Source organism: Streptococcus mitis, assembly GCF_003942995.1.
GTDB classification, from domain to species: domain Bacteria; phylum Bacillota; class Bacilli; order Lactobacillales; family Streptococcaceae; genus Streptococcus; species Streptococcus mitis_CV.
Window position 1 is genome coordinate 1 of the sequence record NZ_RJOH01000009.1, and the last position, 18,027, is coordinate 18,027.

General features: G+C 36.3%; 19 protein-coding genes and 3 pseudogenes. 17 read left to right on the top strand and 5 right to left on the bottom strand.

Annotated elements, in window-relative coordinates; all coding sequences use genetic code 11:
* From D8836_RS06550 to D8836_RS06595, 11 genes and pseudogenes are all read left to right on the top strand, one after another.
* Positions 1-105, top strand: a pseudogene (locus D8836_RS06550) (IS200/IS605 family transposase); the annotation flags it as partial.
* Positions 106-271: 166 nt separating this feature from the next.
* Entirely contained in the window at positions 272-502 is a 231-nt protein-coding gene (locus tag D8836_RS06555; protein WP_125393497.1) for a hypothetical protein, read from the top strand.
* A gap of 48 nt (positions 503-550) precedes the next feature.
* Positions 551-1,411 (top strand): phage major capsid protein, encoded by an 861-nt coding sequence (locus D8836_RS06560; protein WP_125393498.1) that lies wholly within the window; start codon positions 551-553, stop codon positions 1,409-1,411.
* 9 nt (positions 1,412-1,420) lie between these two features.
* Positions 1,421-1,969, top strand: a complete 549-nt coding sequence (locus D8836_RS06565; protein ID WP_125393499.1) for a hypothetical protein — start codon at positions 1,421-1,423, stop codon at positions 1,967-1,969.
* A 361-nt stretch (positions 1,970-2,330) separates the two neighbouring features.
* Positions 2,331-2,741 carry a DUF722 domain-containing protein gene (locus D8836_RS06570; protein WP_125393500.1) on the top strand — a complete coding sequence of 137 codons (411 nt, stop codon included), beginning with the start codon at positions 2,331-2,333 and terminating at the stop codon, positions 2,739-2,741.
* 255 nt (positions 2,742-2,996) lie between these two features.
* Positions 2,997-3,332, top strand: coding sequence for a YjcQ family protein (locus D8836_RS06575; protein WP_125393501.1), 336 nt, complete (start codon positions 2,997-2,999; stop codon positions 3,330-3,332).
* A 253-nt stretch (positions 3,333-3,585) separates the two neighbouring features.
* Positions 3,586-3,957, top strand: coding sequence for a hypothetical protein (locus tag D8836_RS06580; RefSeq protein ID WP_084354447.1), 372 nt, complete (start codon positions 3,586-3,588; stop codon positions 3,955-3,957).
* 102 nt (positions 3,958-4,059) lie between these two features.
* The gene (locus D8836_RS06585; protein WP_084354449.1) at positions 4,060-5,061 is read left to right on the top strand and encodes an Abi family protein; all 1,002 of its coding nucleotides are present in this window, start codon (positions 4,060-4,062) and stop codon (positions 5,059-5,061) included.
* Between the two features lie 61 nt (positions 5,062-5,122).
* Complete coding sequence (locus D8836_RS11170) at positions 5,123-5,287, top strand: DUF7720 family protein (RefSeq protein WP_185761609.1); 165 nt, start codon at positions 5,123-5,125, stop codon at positions 5,285-5,287.
* 868 nt (positions 5,288-6,155) lie between these two features.
* Positions 6,156-6,962, top strand: coding sequence for a coiled-coil domain-containing protein (locus D8836_RS06590; RefSeq protein ID WP_125393502.1), 807 nt, complete (start codon positions 6,156-6,158; stop codon positions 6,960-6,962).
* 21 nt (positions 6,963-6,983) lie between these two features.
* Complete coding sequence (locus D8836_RS06595; protein ID WP_000134328.1) at positions 6,984-8,231, top strand: toxic anion resistance protein; 1,248 nt, start codon at positions 6,984-6,986, stop codon at positions 8,229-8,231.
* Positions 8,232-8,411: 180 nt separating this feature from the next.
* On the opposite strand, the gene rpmG is transcribed toward D8836_RS06595, so the two are convergent.
* From rpmG to D8836_RS11395, 4 genes and pseudogenes are all read right to left on the bottom strand, one after another.
* Positions 8,412-8,561 (bottom strand): 50S ribosomal protein L33, encoded by a 150-nt coding sequence (rpmG, locus tag D8836_RS06600; protein ID WP_001265622.1) that lies wholly within the window; start codon positions 8,559-8,561, stop codon positions 8,412-8,414.
* A 15-nt stretch (positions 8,562-8,576) separates the two neighbouring features.
* Positions 8,577-8,759, bottom strand: a complete 183-nt coding sequence (gene rpmF, locus D8836_RS06605) for a 50S ribosomal protein L32 (protein WP_000290417.1) — start codon at positions 8,757-8,759, stop codon at positions 8,577-8,579.
* Positions 8,760-8,910: 151 nt separating this feature from the next.
* Positions 8,911-9,087 (bottom strand): annotated as a pseudogene (locus tag D8836_RS06610) (type II toxin-antitoxin system antitoxin).
* 25 nt (positions 9,088-9,112) lie between these two features.
* A pseudogene (locus D8836_RS11395) lies at positions 9,113-9,740 on the bottom strand (SPFH domain-containing protein).
* 190 nt (positions 9,741-9,930) lie between these two features.
* On the opposite strand from D8836_RS11395, the gene D8836_RS06625 reads away from it, so the two are divergent.
* The 6 genes from D8836_RS06625 to ilvD all read left to right on the top strand — a co-directional run bounded on the left by D8836_RS06625 (position 9,931) and on the right by ilvD (position 17,332).
* A complete protein-coding gene (locus tag D8836_RS06625) occupies positions 9,931-11,961 on the top strand; it encodes a BglG family transcription antiterminator (protein WP_045606572.1) in 2,031 nt (676 codons plus the stop codon).
* A gap of 3 nt (positions 11,962-11,964) precedes the next feature.
* Positions 11,965-12,249 (top strand): PTS sugar transporter subunit IIB, encoded by a 285-nt coding sequence (locus tag D8836_RS06630; RefSeq protein ID WP_000912473.1) that lies wholly within the window; start codon positions 11,965-11,967, stop codon positions 12,247-12,249.
* Positions 12,250-12,261: 12 nt separating this feature from the next.
* Positions 12,262-13,608: a PTS ascorbate transporter subunit IIC gene (locus tag D8836_RS06635; protein ID WP_000975289.1), complete on the top strand. Its 1,347-nt coding sequence runs from the start codon at positions 12,262-12,264 to the stop codon at positions 13,606-13,608.
* 3 nt (positions 13,609-13,611) lie between these two features.
* Entirely contained in the window at positions 13,612-14,469 is an 858-nt protein-coding gene (locus D8836_RS06640; protein ID WP_024056493.1) for a transketolase, read from the top strand.
* On the top strand, positions 14,466-15,398 hold the full coding sequence (locus D8836_RS06645; protein ID WP_000986407.1) for a transketolase family protein: 933 nt from the start codon (positions 14,466-14,468) through the stop codon (positions 15,396-15,398). The genes D8836_RS06640 and D8836_RS06645 overlap by 4 nt, the downstream gene beginning before the upstream one ends.
* A 230-nt stretch (positions 15,399-15,628) precedes the next feature.
* On the top strand, positions 15,629-17,332 hold the full coding sequence (gene ilvD / locus D8836_RS06650; protein ID WP_000137346.1) for a dihydroxy-acid dehydratase: 1,704 nt from the start codon (positions 15,629-15,631) through the stop codon (positions 17,330-17,332).
* A gap of 256 nt (positions 17,333-17,588) precedes the next feature.
* On the opposite strand, the gene D8836_RS06660 is transcribed toward ilvD, so the two are convergent.
* Positions 17,589-17,930 (bottom strand): metal-sulfur cluster assembly factor, encoded by a 342-nt coding sequence (locus tag D8836_RS06660; protein WP_001206380.1) that lies wholly within the window; start codon positions 17,928-17,930, stop codon positions 17,589-17,591.
* Positions 17,931-18,027: the final 97 nt, after the last annotated feature.

Genomic DNA, 18,027 nt, shown 5'->3' on the forward strand with positions numbered 1-18,027 from the left:
GCCACAATTAAGAAATATATTCAAGAACAGGAAAAGCATGATATAGCACTAGATAAATTAAGTGTAAAAGAATATGAGGATCCCTTTAGGGATAGTGGTAAGTAATACTAAAGCCTCTTTGAGAGGCAAGTGACGAGTCAAGAGCAATAAGGCTTGAACAAAGTGAAAGCCAGCGTCTTTAGGCGCTGGCTGGTAATTTGGGCTTATAGCCCTGGGACAAACCACCCGTTTGACGGGTGGTCATGATTTGCGTAGAAAGGGGGTGAGTATTATGGCAGGAGATACTTCTTTAGGGTATGTTGTAGCAGATAAATTTTCTATGGATCCAAAGAAAAGACAACAAATATTTGCAAAGTGCAAAAAAGAAGATGATAGCTTAGAACAACGGAAACAAGAAATACTAGAAAAATATGCTAACAAACAAGACAAACCAAAATTTAGAAAAAATGATTCTAAAGGCTCGGAGAGTCATAAAAGAAAAGCTAAAAGCAAAGAATTTTAGAAAAAATTATAAACAAAAATCAGATATTAAAAGATGAAGGAGCAAAAAATGACAACTAACTTAGTTAAACAAAAAGAAAATCTAGAAGCTTATATCCGAAGTACAGGTTATAACACTAGAGGGATGAATGTAGAAAATAATCATGTACTCATTGAAAAACCAATCCTTGATAGTTACGAAGATGAACATCAACGTAAAGAACTGGTTGATCTAGTAAATGTTATTGAGACTCGTACCCGTGGCGGGAAGTATGAAGTAACTGACTTTGAATATGATTCATTACAAGAAGTTAGCGAAAATTCGGTTGATAGAACAGAAGCAGATAAAAAGAAAACTATCAGCGTTGATTACTTAGTTAAATTATTCAGTGGAAAACTTGATTTTTCACAGGAACAATTAGACGATGGCCAATATAATTTAACGGATTTTCTTGGTAAGAAGATTATTAAATTAAAACGTAGAACACGAAATAGAGAGATTGGGAAAATTCTCCAAACTGCGAAAGTGCAGACTGCTACAAGTATAGACGACTTGAAATCTATTGTTTCTTTAATCAATCCAGAGCGCAATGTATCTATGGTTGTTAGTCAATCACTATTTAGTGTCTTAGAAAAAATGAAAGACACTTCAGGAAATTATCTTCTTAAAGTTGATAAAGAGACAGGGACAAGTGAAACATTCTTTGTAGATAACTTTTTAATTGTAGATGATACAACATTAGGGAATAAAGGTGACAAAAAAGGCTTTATCGGAGATCTAGAAAATTTTGTTACTTTGTTTGATCGCAAGAAAGATACACTTAGTTGGGTGAATGCGAATGACTATTTTGGAAAACGGTTGATTTTACATACCCGATTTGATGTAAAAAAAGTTGAAGAAGATTGTGGTTACTTTATTCAATGGAACTAGGAGAACGAAATGGATATTAATCAAGTATTTGAAACACTGGATGATCTAGATAATAAAAAAAGTAAGATTAATTCAGCACGAGAGCAGTTAAGCGAAAAAAGAAAAAGCCTGTTAGGCAATCAAGCAGTTTCATTTGAGAACATAGATTCTTTTTTGTCAAATAACTTAGAATCTTTAGAGCAGCTGGAAAAGATGGAAAAAGCTATTAACGGCCTTCAGGAAAAATTTGATAGTGATATTTCAGAAGCTAATGCAGTCATCTTTGAATACATTTTTAAAGAAACTAAGCAACGGATGGAAACTAAGAAGATCTATAAACAATACCGAAAGAAACTTAGACGAATTCTGGACGCATATGATGAAATTCAAGAACTGAAGAAGGATGTAGAAAAAATTCATACAGGTGTAGTCAGAGAAATAAGTCAGAGACATTCTCTATCGCCGTATCGAACAGAAGTAAGTCCGCTTACTGTCCTACCATTCTTAACCCCTGATTCTAGCGGATGGATGAATTTTTCTAAGGAATATCGGGATATCAAAGTGTATTTAGAAAAATAGGGAACAAATCAAGTAAGGCTAGTGATATATGGCTGAAACAGAAGAGATATCGCTAGTCCTACTTTTATGTTTTACTAAGTTTCACATAACAAAGTAAGCATAAACTGAAAAGAAGTAATAGCTTGAAAGCAAGGTATATCAGGGGTTTACAGAATGGAGTGAGTTTCACAGAATGTAAGATATGAGAAACTGAGGGGATAAATTAAAGAAATTTCCCTTGAACTTGTCAAACTTAAAACAATGATACCTGGTAAGTGGAGTGTTGGAAGGTTTTTAGCGCTTTTTGTCAGTTTGACAGAATTTACAATTTGACAAATTGAAAGATAAAAAAATTTTTAAATTTAAGTGGAGGTACTTGACTATGTATGAACTGAGTAACAGAGACCTGGACGGGATAGATATTGAGTTAGGGCGATATAGAACGATTGCTAATAAAATTTATTTGAGAAGACAAGAGTTGATACATAATAAGAAACATAGCGCTGAAGATTATACTGGTGGGCAAGGCAAGACAGTATATAGTCCTACTGAAGCAATCATCATTAGAATTGAAGAAGACCAAACACTAAGATATTTAGAAGGCTTCAAACTAATTGTAGATACCTTGATGGAAAACTTAATTGAAAGTGATCTAGTCATTTTTAAAATGAGATTTTTAGAGGCTGGTATGACCTGGGAAGACGTAGCAGAGAAACTAAATAAAACTACTCGTTATGTAAATAGCCGTAGAAAGGTAATCGCTAAAAGATTTGTTGAGTTGAAAGGATATTGACTCCCCCCACCTTTTAAAAAATCTTTCTGGCCAGTAGGGTACCGGTGAAGGGAACTTTTTCCAAGTCGGAGCACTTCAGACAAAAAGGGGGTAAAAACTGGCCAATTTACCAGAAAAATGATTAGTTTTGAATGGCAGTATATATACTGTAAGAGGAGAAATAGATAAAACTTGATTTATTGCAGGGAGATAGCAAAAGAGCTATAATAAAGTGGAGCGCAAAGGATTATTTTTTTAAAAAAGGATATTGTAGTCATGGCAAAAAATGATTATTGGGTAGTTGTGTATAAAATCCTTAATTATTATTTTCAGAAAATGAAGCATGGAGAGCCAGCCGATGAAAATGAAATAAACTGTTCCGTCTTGGAAATTCCCCACCTTTACTTAATGGATGTCTATCGTAATCTGTTTGATGACGGATTTTTGACAGGCACTTGTGTAACTGAAGACATGTCTGGGAATGTTTATATTGAGAATTTGTCTCTTGTTAGGATTACAACTAAAGGTATTGAATATTTGGAGGACAACTCTAAAATGAAACAGGCTTATAAAATTTTGAAAGAAATAAAAGATTGGATACCTGGAATGTAGCGCTTAGATTATTCTAAGTGTTTTTTTAATTATCACCTGAAATACTATTAAATTATAATGATAAAATGCTAGTTTTCTTGAACAAAGTATTAAAAAAAGGTATAATGAAGCAAAAGAATAATTTCATTAAAAAAAACAAACTTAGGAATCTAAAAAGTTCTTTTTTGTCTTTAGTATTGAGTAAAGAATGATTTTATAGTAATTGTAATTAAAGGTATCAGATAGTAAATCTGAACACAAAAAGGAGAATGAGATGGAACATGCAAGAGTTATTCGTATAATTGATGATTTTACAATTATGATCGACAGAGGTTATGATACGAGTGATATAGAAGAAGGTACCAGAATAACTGTTTTTGAACCAGGTCCAGAGATTAAAGATTTGGATGGCAATAGTTTAGGGAAATATGATTTCACTAAAGCAAATTTAATAATCACTGAGGTTTTCCAAAGGTTTTCAATTGCCCAAAATATAGAGGAAGCTTCTCCATTCTCTGTTACTAACTTTTTGTCAGGTGGACAAGCTAAGTTAGTAATTAATGTCAATGAAGATGAAATCGAGCCCTTAGAGCCGAAAGATATTCAAGTAAAAAAAGGTGATTTAGTAAGAATTGACGATTTTTAACTTGACATAGAGATAAAATGATGTTACGATAAGAGTGAATTGAATGGCTACGGATGTGGCTAGGAAACTACCTCTTATCATTTTGATAGGAGGTTTTCTTTTGTGGCTGATAAACCCTGTATAACATATTCCCAACAATTGGATAGAATGAAAAAGAAGGGAATACTTATCGAAAATGATAAGCTAACGGAGGAAGTTCTTCAAAGCATATCATATTATGGAATTGTAAACGGTTATAAAGATATTTTTGGAGTTTATTTTGATGAAGAATTTCAATTAGAAAGATTTATAGAAGAAGTAAAGTTTTCATCTATTCATCGTATTTTCCTCTTGGATCAGGCATTAAATAACTTATTATTTAAGTATATTATATACATTGAAAAATCATTAAAAACAAAACTATCTTATAAAATTGCTCATAAGTACACGACAGAATTTAATTCATATTTAGATTATACAAAATATAGATCTAATGGAAGCTTAGATAGAAAATCTGAAATTCAAAACATAAGAAATCAAATTGAAAACAACAAAAACAGTGCTTCAATTCAGCATTATAGGGAGAGACACGATACAATCCCTCCGTGGGTTGCAACCAGTGGCATATATTTTGGAACTGCAATTAATTGGTATAAAATCTGCCAAGATGATATAAAAACATACATAGCAAATCAATTTTTTGTAAGTTTTTCAATTGATGATGAAAGCGCAAAAGAGATGCTCGTTTCTATGTTATCTCTCTTACAAGAATACCGAAACAATATTGCACATGGAAATAGAACGTTTTTATCAAATGTCACTAGTGAATTAACTAAGGATATATTGTTATCGTTGTTCCCGATAGGAGTATTAACTGAAAGAGAATACCACAAGGGTATTGGTCAAAAAGATTTATTTGCGGTAATATTATCAATAGCAGTTTTAATAAATGATCCATTAGTATTTCGCCAATATATATATGATTTCGGTACAATGTTTAGAAATAAAGATTTTGACCCTAATTTCCAATATTCCCCTAGAGGTAATTTATACGAAACATTAAATATTCCAGAAGATTTCTTAGATAGAATAGCAATAGTATATAAACTAAAATTTGAAAATTAAAGCGACTATTTTATTAGTTGCTTTTTTGTGTTTTTCAAACAATATGGTAGGAGTGATAAAAATGAACATTTTAAATATTGAACTTACAAGAATTGAAGGAACTAAACTAGGTTTTAAAGTAGATGATAAAGAGTTACTAGATTACCTGGTATCAACTTGGAAGTGTCGAGATTTAGTGAATCATTCTATACAAATGCATGAAATGGAAATAAAGGGTAAAATATGATATAATTATTACCCATTAAATAGGAATAAAAAAAGCACCTTTAAATAGTGCTAGTTTCTTGCCTGCTGAACTCATTAAAAAAGTAGAGTTTCATGTTCAGTGATTTATGGAGTAAGGAAGAAACTCCAACATATTCAAAGAAAAAACGAAAACCAATAAACACCCTAGCATCAAGCATTAAGGAGGTATAAAACAACTTACTTAATATTCAAAAAAGCGATACAACAAAATGCTTTAATTTTAAGATATATCTTACAGAAAGTCTACAACAGTGGGCTTTTTGCTTTGTCTCAAAATGTTGATTTCTGGGTTTACTTAGATATTTGCTAGTAAGGTTATTGGTGTATCTAAGTCTATCTATTCCAAGAATGACGCGATGTTGATGATATAAATCTGGTATGATATAATATTTTGGCCCCTCACTTTAAGGAAGGGAGGTGTTGCCGATGTTAGAAATTATCATCACAATTTTTCTAGCACCCTTAGTAGTCAATATTTTGACAACCTTGTTTGAGAAATGGCTTAACTCACGCAAGAAATAACCTTTAAGGGGCAATAAGCCAAAAAAACCTCAACGCGGGAACGTTGGGGCTTTTTGTTGCCTTGTTAGACAATTATCATCACTATAGACCAATTCTAACACAACCCCTCCGATATTTCAAGCTTTTGTTTTGATATTTCCTCAGCTGTCATTCTGCAATCTTATCTGATTGAAGTTTACGGTTTGAGCCCATTACACTGAAATTAGCCCACGCGCTACTAGCCTCCATTCTACAGCAAAGAAATCAACTCTTTTCTAGGGGATTTCCGCCCTCATTTTGCTCTTTTGTGCTAAAATAGACTTATAAATTGAAAATAAGGAATGTTTATGAAATCGGGTAATGGTTTTTGGAAAGGCTGTCTCTATTTTTGGGGCTTCTTGTTCTTACTGGGCCTTTTGGTCCAATATGCTCTTCCGCTTGCGGCTTGTGTCCTGCTAGGCTATGGTGGTTATCGTCTCTATAAACGTTGGCGCTATCCTCTTTTGCAGGATCGTTCGCTCGACGATCAGATTGAGCTTTTAAAAGCTCGAATTCGTCAGGCGGACAAAGATATTCAGCAATTAGAGGGAACTTTAGTAGAAAAAGGTTCAGATTCCTATAAGAGTCTGGCCAATCAAGTATTAATCGAACTGCGGGAAATCCATCAGGAGGCGGATCGTCTCAAGTCCTATATCGATGCTGATGTCTACAACCGTATTGACAAAAAGGTTCGTACAGTAAGGGCAAACATCGATGTTCAGCTAGAACGTTTGAATAGAGAAAGTCAAGTAGATTTTGAAAATGCGGAGCCAGAGGAATTAGCTCCAGAATTGTCCCAGACCTTGGCCAATATTGCTATTGACCATCAGGCTATTTTAGACAAGATTGCTACCTCTGCCGAGGGGGATAAGGAAGAATTGACTGCCATTCATAGTTTGAAGATGGAGAAATTCAAAACGATTTTAGAAGGTTATTTAAAGATTAAGGCCAATCCGAAGAACTATAATCGGGCAGAAGAACGTTTGCAACAAGCTAAAGCAGCCATCGAACAATTTGACCTTGAGCTGGACCAAGTCTTGAGAGAACTCAATGAAACAGATATGCGTGATTTTGATATCAGTTTGCGTATCCTAGAAAAAGATCGTAAAGAATAGGTTAGAAACAAAGGAGTAACCATGACAGAATTTAATTTCGATATTGACCAGATTGCCAATAATACGGTAGCTAAGGTGGATAAAACAACCCAAATCATCGAGACCAATACTGGCTCAGACAAGACCTTGACCTTCCTTGAAAAGTTGAGCCCTGAGCAGCAAGAAGGAATCAAGGCGCACGTGCCCCAGTTAGTAGACCAATTTGTCACAAATCAAAATGCTCTTTTGGATTTTGGACAATCTGCTGTAGAAGGTGTGAACAATACGGTCAATCGTATCTTGTCAGAACAAAAGAAACTGCAGATTCCCCAAGTGGATGACTTACTCAAGAATACCAACCGTGAGCTGCAAGGCTTTGTAGTCAAATACAAGAACGCTGAAATTGCTGAGCTGGAAGAAAAGCCAAACTTTTTGCAACGCTTGTTTAACAAGAGCAAGAATACCTTACAGGAATTTTACTTTGATTCAAAAACAGTAGAGCAAAAACTCGATGGCATGGCTGCCGCAGTGGTCAAGCAAGAAGATGTGCTAGCTCGAAATATCGTCTCTGCTGAGATGTTGATTGAGGACAATACCAAATCCATTGAAAATCTAGTGGGAGTGATTTCCTTTATCGAAGCCAGCCAGACAGAAGCTGGCAAACGCGCTGCCGAACTGAAGGCCCAAGCTGACCAACTTGATACAAGTACGGTAGAATACCAAACCAAGTCACAAGAATTGGCCCGTATGGCTGAAGTGGTTAATACTCTTGAACAACAACACACTGAGTATGTCAGCCGTCTCTATGTTGCCTGGGCAACAACACCTCAGATGCGCAATCTTGTGAAGGTGTCATCTGATATGCGCCAAAAATTGGGCATGCTTCGTCGCAATACGATTCCAACAATGAAGCTTTCTATTGCTCAACTGGGTATTTTGCAACAGTCAATGAAATCAGGTGTTGTGGCAGATGCCATTGTCAATGCCAATAATGCTGCTCTTCAGATGTTAGCTGAAACCAGTAAGGAAGTGATTCCGCAGATGGAACGAATTGCCCAAAGCCCGACAGTCGCTGTCGAATCGGTTACCAAACTGGCTGAAAGTCTGGTCGCTCAAAACCAAGGTATCGTCGCTGCTATTGAATTGGGACGCCAGAAACGTGCCCAGCTAGAAACAACTATCGTTAAGTCCGCAGAAATGATCAACGATTCTGTCAAGCTACGCGATGAGAAAATCGTCCAAGCCCTTCTAGACCAAGGCAAGGCCGCCCAGAAAGAAGTACAAGAATAACACACAAGTCCCTTGTAATGTAGATTTGCAGGGGATTTTGGATTTTTCTATATATTAGAGTCTAATTTATTTCACAAAAAATGTAGTCATTCGAATGATTTGTCTTGCAATGTAGTGGAATTAACAAAAAGAAAAAACGCTTGAATGCGTTTTTCTTCTGTATTAATTCGTATTGAATGCTTACTTAACTTCTGTAAACACAACGTGTTTGCGAAGTTTTGGTGAGTATTTCTTCAATTGAAGACGGTCTGGAGTGTTACGTTTGTTTTTAGAAGTAAGGTACAAGCGTTCACCAGATTCTTTGTGTTCAAGTGTAATATTTACGCGCATGGTATCTCCCTTCTATTATTCAGCTGATGCAGCTTTAGCGATTTTACGTCCTTTGTAGTATCCTTTAAGTGATACACGGTGAGAACGTGAGTAATCTCCAGTAGTTTCGTCAAAGTTTACAGATGGAGCTGTTACTTTGTAGTGTGTACGACGTTTGTTTTTCTTCGCTTTTGAAGTGCGACGTGCAGGTACTGCCATTTTGATTTCTCCTTTAGGTATTTATATTCGATTCAATCTACTGATTTTCATCAACCATACTAGGATAACACATTTTTTTTGTAAAGTAAAGTTACTTGACAAAAAAAGATGAAAAAATTCTCCTGTCAGACCTAGCAGACAGGAGAAGGTGTTAAATATCAATCTCAAATGGTTCGTCAATGGTTTCTGATACGTATTTTCCGTCTTTCTTCCGTTGTTTGACACATTCTGTAAGGAGTTATTCGACTTGCCCATTGACTGAACGAAAGTCATCTTCTGCCCATGAGGCGAGTGCAGCGTATAACTTTGTTGAGAGTCGAAGGGGGATCTGCTTTTTTTAGCTTCAACCATCTTTAGTAAAGACTTCCTGTGTTGACAATTGGTTGTGCATCATGATTGCCACAGAGGACGACTAGGAGATTGGAAACCATAGCAGCTTTTCGTTCTTCGTCAAGCTCTACCAATTCCCCTTCATTGATCAGTTCTAGTGCCATTTCAACCATTCCTACAGCACCATCTACAATCATCTTACGGGCATCAATAATGGTAGTAATTTCTGGAGCATAAGCTAGGTAAGTGATACGTGCTTCAAGGATTTCCTAAGCAGTCATTGTCATTTGATGATTTAGCTCCTAAAAAAGGAGATTTTGTGCTAACATCACCACTTTGTCCAAGTCGAGTGTGGTTTGCAGGGTTGACTGCTACGCTGAAGGGATTGACAAAGTAAAAGCCAGGTTCTTTGATGGCACCTGTATAGTTACCAAAGAGTGTCAGAACCATAGCCTCCTGAGGTTTGACAACTTTTAAACCAGCATGAGTTAGCGCTGCAATTACGATTAGTAAAGGTCCGATAATAATTCCAAAAATGTTTTCCGAACCAACACCCATTATAAATATAAAGATACCAAGTACGATTGTCAACTCAATGAGAATCAATGCTAATACACCATTTGGTTTTGAATTGATTAGTTTTTCAGTCATAAGAATGACCTCTGTTATTTGATATCTAAATGATATCATTTTGTTTTTAAAAATTAATAGAAAGTTGACAAATAATCACTAAAAAGTTTCAGCCCAATAATTACTTATAGGAAGTGAGATTATATTGTGCTGAAATACTCTTTTATTCTTATAACTTTTACACTATAATTGTAGTTAGAAAGGAAGAGAAATGTTTGATTATAGAGCACTAGTTATTTTGATGACTTTGATGGATCATTGTGAGCTATCATTATATGAATTATCTGTTAAGGTGAGCTTACCTATAAAGGAAGTCAAAGAAGGAATAGATTATTTAGTGCCTTATCTAGCTAATAAAGGGATAGTGCTGGATAAAAAACAAGGTCGCTATAGTTTATCAAATCGTACGAAGCAGTCTTTGACAGATATTATTAAGTCGGATGAATTGGTTTTACCAAAGTCGACTCGCTTAGCATTAATCTATCTTTACACCTTTTGCCGATTAGATTTTATATCGAATAATCATTACCAAGACTTTTTGAAAGTAAGTAAGAATACAACCTTATCTGATATTCAATCATTAAGAAAGATTATGTTAGATAATGATTTGGAGCTAGGGTACAGTAGAGCAAAAGGTTATACTTTACACGGTTCAGAGTGGAATAAGCACCGTTTAGCTTTTCAAATGGTTAGTGAGTTGCTGGAATCCTCCATAGGGATTTGGGGGTTGGATTATGTTTTATCCAGTTGGGGGTATTCATTAACTTATGATTTGATTGATCAGGTAGTTAAAGATTATTATGAAAAGCTACAGATAGTACCTATTGTTAATCAATTAAAAGTTTGCCTTTTCGGTTTAGTATTCATTATATGTAGGTATCAAAGGGATGTTGAAAGAGTATGTCTTTCAGAGACACTAGTATCTCCTATTATTCAAGATATAACGACTATTTTATTGGATACAGTAGTTGATTTGGGAATTATAGATACGGTATTTTCAGAGGATGATTATCGCTATATCACAGTTTTATTATCAAGTTGCTTTGAAGGTGAAGTAGATGTTGCTCCGGTTTACTTTAATCAATTAACAGAGGCTATTATAAGTAGAATGGAAGATATTTCTTTGTTACATTTTAAACAAAGAGAAGTATTGAGAGAAAATCTTCGCCGCCACCTTATACCGGCTTACTATAGATTAAAGTTCGGCTTACCTAGTTCAAATGAATATGTGTTGCATGTTAAAGAACAGTATCCTGATTTATTTGAACTAGTAAAAGATTCTTTGACTCCCTTGATGGACGCTATTGACAAGCCCATACCTGATAGTGAAACAGCATATTTTGTTATCCATTTTGGAGGATATTTAAAGAAAGCAGACAATTTGCCTCAAAAATGTTATAAAGCAGCAATTATCTGTCCTAATGGAATTAGTTCTTCATTGATGATAAAAGAGAATCTATTAGCATTATTCCCTCAAATTGAGTTTATAGGAACCTCAAAGATTGATGATTTATATGCGAAAACTAGTAGTGACTATGATATGGTTTTTTCTACTATAAAGGTGGATACAGAGAAGCCAAATTATCTAGTTTCTGTTATGATGACGGAAGAACAAACAACACAGTTAGTTGAATTGGTATCAAAAGATTTCCCAGATACAGGTTATCGAGATATTGAGCTTAATCAGATAATTAGCATAGTAAGACGATATAGTGTAATCACACAAGAATTAGAGTTAAAATTAGCATTAAAGAGGTATCTCTATCAAGAAATGAACAGAAAGGAAGTGTTACCATTGTTAGAAGAATTAATTACAAAAGAAACTTATCAGGTTAGTTCGGAAAAATTAGGATGGAAGGAGGCAATTCGTTTAGCAGCTAAACCGCTTTTGGATCAAGATAAGATAACTGAGAACTACCCTGAGGCAATGATTCAAAAAGTAGAAGAGTTTGGGCCTTTTATTAATTTAGGGAAGGGAGTAGCAATTCCTCACGCTCGGCCAGATGAAGGTGTGAATGAAATAGGAATGTCAATGTTAGTTTTGGAAGAACCGATTTATTTATTGGATAATCCAGAACAAGAGGTAAGATTGTTGATTTGTATTGCAGCCATTGATAATGAGAGTCATTTAAAGGCTTTGTCACATTTAACAACAATTTTAAGAGATAAAAATCATGTTCAAACTTTAATATCATCAAAAAACTATGATGACATTGAAATGATAATTAAACAGGAGGATTAGATAATGTTAAAAATTGGTACAGCTTGTGGTTCAGGATTAGGTTCAAGTTTTATGGTACAGATGAATATTGAATCTGTATTGAGTGATTTGAATGTTTCAGATGTAGAAGTTGAACACTATGATTTAGGTGGAGCAGATCCAAATGCAGCTGATATTTGGATTGTTGGTCGTGATCTAGCTGATTCAGCTAGTCATCTTGGAGATGTTCGTATCTTAAATAGTATTATTGATATGGACGAGCTACGAGAATTAATTACTAAAATTTGTGAAGAAAAAGAACTTATATAGGAGGCTAGCGTCATGATGAAGTTCATATTGGATATTGTTAGTACACCAGCTATTTTAGTAGCTTTAATTGCAATCTTAGGATTAGTTCTTCAGAAGAAGAAATTACCTGATATTATTAAAGGTGGAATTAAGACCTTCGTTGGTTTCTTAGTTGTATCTGGTGGTGCAGGAATTGTGCAAAATTCTTTGAATCCATTTGGTACCATGTTTGAACATGCTTTTCATTTATCTGGAGTTGTACCGAATAATGAAGCAATTGTAGCTGTAGCTTTAACAACATATGGCTCAGCTACTGCAATGATTATGTTTGCAGGTATGGTGTTCAATATCTTAATCGCTCGTTTTACTCGATTTAAATATATCTTTTTAACAGGGCACCACACTCTATATATGGCGTGTATGATTGCGGTCATTTTATCAGTTGCTGGCTTTACTAGTTTGCCTCTTATCTTACTAGGAGGATTAGCACTCGGTATTATTATGAGTATTTCTCCAGCATTTGTACAAAAATATATGGTTCAATTAACTGGAAATGACAAGGTAGCTTTAGGTCATTTCAGTTCTTTGGGATATTGGTTGAGTGGTTTCACTGGTAGCCTTATCGGTGACAAATCAAAATCAACAGAGGACATTAAATTCCCAAAGAGTTTAGCTTTTTTACGTGATAGTACTGTTAGTATTACTTTATCTATGGCAGTTATTTACATTATTGTAGCTATCTTTGCAGGGTCAGAATATATAGAAAAAGAAATCAGTAATGGTACAAGTGGTCTAGTTTATGCTTTACAATTAGCAGGTCAATTTGCAGCAGGTGTATTTGTTATTTTAGCAGGTGTTCGCCTTATTTTGGGTGAAATTGTTCCAGCCTTTAAAGGTATCTCAGAGCGTCTCGTACCTAATTCAAAACCTGCTTTGGATTGTCCGATTGTTTATACTTATGCACCTAATGCAGTCCTAATTGGATTTATCTCTAGTTTTGTTGGTGGTTTAGTAAGTATGGCAATTATGATTGCTTCAGGAACGGTTGTCATCTTACCAGGCGTTGTGCCTCATTTCTTCTGTGGAGCGACTGCAGGTGTCATCGGGAATGCATCTGGTGGTGTTCGTGGAGCCACTATTGGAGCATTTTTACAAGGTATTTTAATTAGTTTTCTTCCAGTCTTTTTAATGCCAGTTTTGGGAGGACTTGGTTTCCAAGGGTCAACTTTCTCAGATGCAGATTTTGGTCTATCAGGAATTATTTTAGGAATGTTGAATCAATTTGGCTCACAAGCAGGTATTGTTATTGGTCTTGTTCTTATTTTAGCAGTTATGTTTGGAGTATCCTTTATTAAAAAGCCATCTGCAAAGGAGGAATAAGGGATGATTTTAAGTGAAAATAGAGAAGATGAGTTAAGAAAATTTGCGACTAAAATCCGATTAAATACTCTTAGAACATTGAATCATCTTGGATTCGGTCATTATGGAGGGAGTCTGTCTATAGTAGAAGTTTTAGCAGTGCTTTATGGTGAAATAATGCCGATGACTCCAGAAATATTTGCATCACGAGATAGAGATTATTTTGTTTTATCCAAGGGACATGCTGGACCGGCTTTATACAGCACACTCTATTTGAATGGTTTCTTTGACAAAGAATTCTTATATTCTTTAAATACAAATGGAACCAAATTACCGTCTCATCCTGATAGAAATCTAACGCCGGGCATAGATATGACAACTGGCTCTTTAGGACAGGGAATTAGTGTTGCAACCGGACTTGCATATGGTCAGAGAATAAGAAAAAGTCCCTTTTATACTTATGCTATTGTTGGAGATGGTGAGTTAAATGAGGGACAATGTTGGGAGGCTATACAGTTTGCTTCTCATCAACAGTTATCTAATTTAATTGTATTTGTAGACGATAACAAAAAACAATTAGATGGTTTTACAAAGGATATTTGTAATCCAGGTGATTTTGTAGAAAAATTCTCAGCATTTGGATTTGAATCCATTAGGGTCAATGGTTCAGATATTAGAGAAATTTATGAAGGGATTATCCAATTAAAACAGTCAAATAATTCATCCCCTAAGTGTATTGTATTAGACACTATTAAAGGTCAAGGAGTTCGAGAGCTGGAAGAAATGAAATCCAATCATCATCTTCGCCCTACTGTAGAGGAGAGACAAATGTTAACTTCAGTTGTAGAAAGATTAAGTCAGGAATTGGAGGAAACAGAATGATGAGAAGTACGAAAGAATTACGACATGTGTATAGAGATTTCCTTCTAGAGGCTAACCAAAGTTATTCTGATATAGTAGTTTTAGAAGCAGATTTGTCAAGTTCTATGGCTACTAATAATCTTGAAAAGGACTTTAGAGACCGTTATGTGAATGTTGGAATCATGGAAGCAGAAATGGTCGGGCTTGCAGCAGGTTTATCTATTCAGGGGTTTAGACCTTATCTTCATACATTTGGCCCTTTTGCTTCACGAAGAGTATTTGATCAATTATTTATTTCTCTTGGATACGCACAATTGGATGCCACTGTGATTGGATCAGATGCAGGAGTAACTGCAGAAATGAATGGTGGGACACATATGCCATTTGAAGAAATTGGATTGTTACGTTTAATTCCTAAATCAATCATTTTCGAAGCAACTGATGATATCCAATTTCGTGAAATCTTGAACCAGACATTAGACTTAAAAGGACTAAAATATATTCGAACAATTAGAAAAGCTCCAGAGGCTGTATATCAAGGTGGAGAAGATTTTTCTAAAGGCTACATTGAGTTAAGACACGGTGAAGATGTTGTAATAGTTGCTTCTGGCATAATGGTTGCTCCAAGTATTCGAGTTGCGGATGAACTGTTTAAATTAGGTTATTCAGTAGGTGTGATAGATTTATTTAGAATCAAACCGATACCAGAACAGATAAAAACAATGTTAAGTGGAAAAACTATATTTACTGTAGAAAACCACAATCAGATAGGTGGAATTGGCAGTGCTTTATGTGAATTATTCTCTGATGATGGAATAACAAAAATTCATCGGATGGGTGTTCAAGAAAGATTCGGTCAAGTAGGGAAAATGGATTATCTTCTTAATGAATATGGTTTGAGTGAATCGAATATAAAAGAGAAAGTTCTAGAGTTTTATAATGCAAGATAGATGTTAAATACACTTATCTGAAAGAACTTCTGTAAAAATTACATTACGTTATTTAAAGCAAGCGGATTAAAAGCATATTCTGGTAATCAGAAAGTGCCCTGATCCGCTTTGTTGTTTTTAATTTAAAATGTTTATATGTGTATAGAATTTTCTGAAAATTCAAGAATTTTCTTCTGTTCATTGCCTTTAAAATGTGCTATAATAGTAAAAACTGAAATGGGAGGGATAAGATGACTGAATTAGATAAACGTCACCGCAGTAGCATTTATGACAGCATGGTTAAATCACCAAACCGTGCCATGCTTCGTGCGACTGGTATGACAGATAAGGACTTTGAGACACCGATTGTGGGAGTGATTTCAACTTGGGCGGAAAATACGCCATGTAACATTCACTTGCATGATTTTGGGAAATTAGCGAAAGAAGGTGTCAAATCCGCAGGTGCTTGGCCTGTACAGTTTGGTACCATTACCGTAGCAGACGGGATTGCCATGGGAACGCCTGGTATGCGTTTCTCTCTAACATCTCGTGATATCATTGCGGACTCTATTGAGGCTGCGATGGGTGGTCACAACGTGGATGCCTTCGTCGCTATTGGTGGCTGTGACAAGAACATGCCTGGTTCTATGATTGCTATTGCAAATATGGATATCCCAGCTATTTTCGCCTATGGTGGAACTATTGCACCGGGAAATCTTGATGGTAAAGATATCGACTTGGTTTCTGTTTTTGAGGGTATCGGAAAATGGAACCACGGTGATATGACAGCTGAGGACGTGAAACGTCTTGAATGTAATGCCTGCCCTGGCCCTGGTGGCTGTGGTGGTATGTATACTGCTAATACCATGGCGACTGCTATCGAAGTTCTCGGTATGAGTTTGCCTGGGTCTTCATCTCACCCAGCGGAATCAGCTGACAAGAAAGAAGATATCGAAGCTGCAGGACGTGCTGTTGTCAAGATGCTGGAACTTGGTCTCAAACCGTCAGATATCTTGACTCGTGAAGCCTTTGAAGATGCTATCACTGTAACTATGGCTCTCGGTGGTTCTACAAATGCCACTCTTCACTTGCTTGCCATTGCCCATGCTGCCAATGTTGACTTGTCACTTGAGGACTTTAATACCATCCAAGAGCGTGTGCCTCACTTGGCCGACTTGAAACCATCTGGTCAGTATGTCTTCCAAGATCTCTACGAAGTTGGTGGTGTGCCTGCGGTTATGAGATATCTCTTGGCAAATGGTTTCCTTCATGGCGACCGCATCACATGTACTGGTAAGACTGTTGCTGAGAACTTGGCTGATTTTGCAGACCTTACACCAGGTCAAAAAGTTATCATGCCACTTGAAAATCCAAAACGTGCGGATGGTCCGCTTATCATCTTGAACGGGAACCTTGCCCCTGACGGTGCGGTTGCCAAAGTATCAGGTGTTAAAGTGCGTCGTCACGTTGGACCAGCTAAGGTCTTTGACTCAGAAGAAGATGCGATTCAGGCTGTTCTGACCGATGAAATCGTTGATGGTGATGTAGTCGTTGTTCGTTTCGTTGGACCTAAAGGTGGTCCTGGTATGCCTGAGATGCTGTCACTTTCATCAATGATCGTTGGTAAAGGTCAGGGAGATAAGGTTGCCCTCTTGACGGATGGTCGTTTCTCTGGTGGTACTTATGGTCTGGTTGTTGGACATATCGCTCCTGAAGCTCAGGATGGTGGACCAATTGCTTACCTCCGTACAGGCGATATCGTTACGGTTGACCAAGATACCAAAGAAATTTCCATGGCCGTATCCGAAGAAGAACTTGAAAAACGCAAGGCAGAAACAACCTTGCCACCGCTTTACAGTCGTGGTGTCCTTGGTAAATACGCCCATATCGTATCATCTGCTTCACGCGGAGCCGTGACAGACTTCTGGAATATGGACAAGTCAGGTAAAAAATAAACTTAAAAAGCAAGTCGAGATTGGCTTGCTTCTTTTCATCTCCAAAAGTGATTTGCCTGCTTATACTCAATCAAAATTAAAGAGCAAACTAGAAAGCTAGGCGCAGGTTGCTCAAAACACTGTTTTGAGGTCGCAGATAGAACTGACGAAGTCAGCTCAAAACACCGTTTTGAGGTTGCAGATAGAACTGACGAAGTCAGTAACATCTATACGATAAGGCTAAGCTGACGTGGTTTAAAGAGATTTTTGAAGAGTATTAACGAGGTGGTAGTCCAAGAGCAATGCGGCCATAGCGACTGATTCGTGTGATTTTCCAAGCAGGTGACCAGGTAACTTCAACCTTGACATCTTCGATACCCTCGATTTGTTTCAGACCTGCAACGATTTCGATAGGCAAGCTTTCGGCGCAATCACAGGCAGTATCGGTGAAGGTCATGACAATCTTGCAGAGCCCAGTTTCATCCAGATTGATTTCATAAATCAGCCCTAGATTGTAAACATCCAATTCCACATCTGTATCAAAAACCTTCTCTAGTTTTTCGATAATTTGGTCTTGCAAGGCCAAAGCGCGGTCATTGATTTTGATATCCTCTCTCATTACAGTCCCTCCACGTGATAAATATCCTCTATTTTCTCATAATTCTGACAATTTGGCAAGTTTTTGATGAATTTTCTGAAAAATATGATAAAATGAA

Coding starts and splice junctions, on each gene's coding strand:
- D8836_RS06555 (WP_125393497.1), top strand. CDS start 272: ATGGCAGGAGATACTTCTTTAGGGTATGTTGTAGCAGATAAATTTTCT.
- D8836_RS06560 (WP_125393498.1), top strand. CDS start 551: ATGACAACTAACTTAGTTAAACAAAAAGAAAATCTAGAAGCTTATATC.
- D8836_RS06565 (WP_125393499.1), top strand. CDS start 1,421: ATGGATATTAATCAAGTATTTGAAACACTGGATGATCTAGATAATAAA.
- D8836_RS06570 (WP_125393500.1), top strand. CDS start 2,331: ATGTATGAACTGAGTAACAGAGACCTGGACGGGATAGATATTGAGTTA.
- D8836_RS06575 (WP_125393501.1), top strand. CDS start 2,997: ATGGCAAAAAATGATTATTGGGTAGTTGTGTATAAAATCCTTAATTAT.
- D8836_RS06580 (WP_084354447.1), top strand. CDS start 3,586: ATGGAACATGCAAGAGTTATTCGTATAATTGATGATTTTACAATTATG.
- D8836_RS11170 (WP_185761609.1), top strand. CDS start 5,123: ATGAACATTTTAAATATTGAACTTACAAGAATTGAAGGAACTAAACTA.
- D8836_RS06590 (WP_125393502.1), top strand. CDS start 6,156: ATGAAATCGGGTAATGGTTTTTGGAAAGGCTGTCTCTATTTTTGGGGC.
- D8836_RS06595 (WP_000134328.1), top strand. CDS start 6,984: ATGACAGAATTTAATTTCGATATTGACCAGATTGCCAATAATACGGTA.
- rpmG (WP_001265622.1), bottom strand. CDS start 8,561: ATGCGCGTAAATATTACACTTGAACACAAAGAATCTGGTGAACGCTTG.
- rpmF (WP_000290417.1), bottom strand. CDS start 8,759: ATGGCAGTACCTGCACGTCGCACTTCAAAAGCGAAGAAAAACAAACGT.
- D8836_RS06625 (WP_045606572.1), top strand. CDS start 9,931: ATGTTTGATTATAGAGCACTAGTTATTTTGATGACTTTGATGGATCAT.
- D8836_RS06630 (WP_000912473.1), top strand. CDS start 11,965: ATGTTAAAAATTGGTACAGCTTGTGGTTCAGGATTAGGTTCAAGTTTT.
- D8836_RS06635 (WP_000975289.1), top strand. CDS start 12,262: ATGATGAAGTTCATATTGGATATTGTTAGTACACCAGCTATTTTAGTA.
- D8836_RS06640 (WP_024056493.1), top strand. CDS start 13,612: ATGATTTTAAGTGAAAATAGAGAAGATGAGTTAAGAAAATTTGCGACT.
- D8836_RS06645 (WP_000986407.1), top strand. CDS start 14,466: ATGATGAGAAGTACGAAAGAATTACGACATGTGTATAGAGATTTCCTT.
- ilvD (WP_000137346.1), top strand. CDS start 15,629: ATGACTGAATTAGATAAACGTCACCGCAGTAGCATTTATGACAGCATG.
- D8836_RS06660 (WP_001206380.1), bottom strand. CDS start 17,930: ATGAGAGAGGATATCAAAATCAATGACCGCGCTTTGGCCTTGCAAGAC.